Annotated in this window: 3 protein-coding genes; all 3 read left to right on the top strand. The window is 68.5% G+C overall.

Annotation, left to right across the window (positions count from 1 at the left end):
- A partial coding sequence (locus Q4I23_RS31860) for an alpha/beta fold hydrolase (RefSeq protein WP_498528888.1) occupies positions 1-1,153 on the top strand: 1,153 nt, incomplete at its 5' end.
- 112 nt (positions 1,154-1,265) lie between these two features.
- Positions 1,266-2,441 (top strand): acetyl-CoA C-acetyltransferase, encoded by a 1,176-nt coding sequence (locus Q4I23_RS31865; protein ID WP_454020589.1) that lies wholly within the window; start codon positions 1,266-1,268, stop codon positions 2,439-2,441.
- 98 nt (positions 2,442-2,539) lie between these two features.
- A partial coding sequence (locus Q4I23_RS31870; protein WP_498528889.1) for an SDR family NAD(P)-dependent oxidoreductase occupies positions 2,540-3,121 on the top strand: 582 nt, incomplete at its 3' end.

The following is a 3,121-nucleotide window of genomic DNA, read 5'->3' on the forward strand; positions in this document are numbered from 1 at the left end:
GCTCAGCTCCTCCGCCGCATTGCCACACTTGAGGAACGGCTCGCTGCCATGGAAGCCGCATCTGCAGGAGCGGGCGGAGGACCTGCGCCGGCGGATCGCCGCAACCGACGCGGACGCGTTCGCCCAGGCGGTTGACCGGGAGGTCCGCCGCCAGCTGGACCTCGCCTTGACGGGAATCGAGCGCTACCGCCGCCACCCCTACCGCCGCGATTTGCCCGATCCGCCCGTGCTGTGGACGGAGGGGACGTCCCGTCTTCTCGACTACGGCGCACTCGGCCCGGCGACGGGCGCGCCGGTCCTGTTCGTGCCGTCGCTGGTCAATCGCCATTACATCCTCGACCTGTCGGCGCGCAAAAGCCTGATGCGCTGGCTGGCCGCGCAGGGGCTGCGCCCCTTCCTGATCGACTGGGGCACGCCCGGCCCGCTGGAGCGGCGTTACAGCCTGACCGACTACATCGCCGGGCGGCTGGAGCGGGCGCTCGCCGCGGTGGTGGAGGCGGTGGGGCGTCCGGTTCCGGTGGTCGGCTACTGCATGGGCGGGCTGCTCGCCACCGCGCTGGCGCAGCGCCGCCCCAAGGAGGTCGCGGCGCTCGGCCTGCTCGCCACGCCTTGGGACTTCCACGCCGAGGACGCGGGCATGGCCCGCCGCGCCGCGAGCTTTTTCCAGCCCTTCGGCCCGCTGCTGGACGCCTGGGGGGAACTGCCGGTGGACGTTCTGCAGGGGCTGTTCGCCCAGCTCGACCCGCTGCTGGCGCTGAAGAAGTTCTCGCAGTTCGCCCGCATGGAGCCGGACAGCCGCGCCGCGCTCGCCTTCGTGTCGCTGGAGGACTGGTTGAACGACGGGGTGCCTCTGGTCGCCGGAGTGGCCCGCGACACGCTGGCTGGCTGGTACGGTCGCAACGACACGGCGCGCGGCGAATGGCTGGTCGCCGGACAGCCGGTGGAGCCGGAGCGGTTGAGCATGCCGGTCCTGGCGCTGATCCCGGAGCGCGACCGCATCGTTCCGCCCGCGTCCGCGGTGGCCTTGGCAAGATCAATCGGCAGCGCGCAAATGATCAGGCCGCCGCTCGGTCATATTGGCATGGTGGTCAGCGCCGGTGCCGAAACAGGCGTCTGGCGTCCCCTGGCCGAATGGCTTAGTGCGGCAGGATAACCGCAGCCAGTCAGGTGTCTTGCATTGCGGGAAATCCGCGCATAAGGTTTTTCCCACTCCGTGCGGCCCACTGACACGATAATAAAACTGACAAAATCTGAGGAGCGTCAACATGACCGAGGTTGTGATCGCCAGCGCAGCGCGTACTCCCATCGGCAGCTTCAACGGGGCGCTCAGCGCCGTACCGGCCCATTATCTGGGTGAGATCGCCATCCGCGAAGCGCTGAGCCGCGCCAAGACCGATGCCGCGGAGGTGACCGAGGTCATCCTGGGCCAGATCCTGACCGCCGGTCAGGGCCAGAACCCGGCCCGCCAGGCCGCCGTCAACGCCGGCATCCCGGCCTCCGCCACCGCCTTCGGCATCAACCAGCTCTGCGGTTCGGGCCTGCGCTCGGTGGCGCTCGGCTACCAGGCGATCCGCAACGGCGACGCCGAGGTCATGGTCGTCGGCGGCCAGGAGAGCATGAGCCAGGCCCCGCACGTCATGCATCTGCGCAACGGCGTGAAGATGGGCGCCGCCGAGATGCTCGACACCATGCTGAAGGACGGCCTGATGGACGCCTTCAAGGGCTACCACATGGGCACGACGGCCGAGAACGTCGCCCAGAAGTGGCAGCTGACCCGCGACGAGCAGGACGCCTTCGCCGCCGCCTCGCAGCAGAAGGCCGAGGCCGCCCAGAAGTCCGGCCGCTTCAAGGACGAGATCATCCCGGTCACCATCAAGGGCCGCAAGGGCGACATCATCGTCGCCGACGACGAGTATCCGAAGCACGGCACCACCGCGGAATCGCTGGCCAAGCTGCGCCCGGCCTTTTCCAAGGAGGGCACGGTGACCGCCGGCAACGCGTCGGGCATCAACGACGGCGCCGCCGCGCTCGTCCTGATGACCGCCGAGAACGCGGCCAAGCGCGGCCTCACCCCGCTGGCCCGCATCGTCTCCTGGGCGACCGCCGGCGTCGATCCGGCGATCATGGGCACCGGCCCGATCCCGGCTTCCCGCCTCGCGCTGGAAAAGGCCGGCTGGAAGCATGAGGACCTGGACCTGATCGAGGCGAACGAGGCCTTCGCCGCGCAGGCCCTGGCCGTGAACAAGGACCTTGGCTGGGACACCTCCAAGGTGAACGTCAACGGCGGCGCCATCGCGCTCGGCCATCCGGTCGGCGCGTCCGGCGCCCGCGTCCTGACCACCCTGCTCTATGAGATGCAGAAGCGCGACGCCAAGAAGGGCCTCGCCACCTTGTGCATCGGCGGCGGAATGGGCATCGCCCTCACCGTCGAGCGGGGCTGATGAAAAGCGGGCCGTTCCCTCCGGGGTGCGGCCCGCTTCGTATGTGTGCCTACAGAAACCGATAAAGAATCCAACACCAAGCTTTGGGGGAGGAGCCAATGGCTCGAGTTGCAGTCGTCACGGGCGGAACGCGCGGTATCGGCGAAGCCATCTCCGTCGCGTTGAAGAACGCCGGCTATGTCGTCGCCGCCAACTACGCCGGCAACGATGAGAAGGCGAAAGAATTCTCGGCCCGCACGGGCATCGCGGTCTACAAGTTCGACGTGTCGGACTTCGACGCCGTGAAGGATGGCATCGCGAAGATCTCGGCCGAACTCGGGCCGGTGGATGTGGTGGTGAACAACGCGGGCATCACCCGCGACGGCGTGATCCACCGCATGACTCCGCAGCAGTGGAACGACGTCATCGCGACGAACCTCACCTCCTGCTTCAACCTCTGCCGCAACGTCATCGACGGCATGCGCGAGCGCGGCTTCGGCCGCATCGTCAACATCGGCTCGGTGAACGGCCAGGCCGGCCAGTACGGTCAGGTGAACTACGCCGCCGCCAAGTCGGGCATCCACGGCTTCACCAAGGCGCTGGCCCAGGAGGGCGCGGCCAAGGGCGTCACCGTCAACGCCATCGCGCCGGGCTACATCGATACCGACATGGTGCGCGCGGTGCCGCCCAACGTGCTGGAG

This window comes from Azospirillum sp. UFLA03-27, assembly GCF_059803775.1.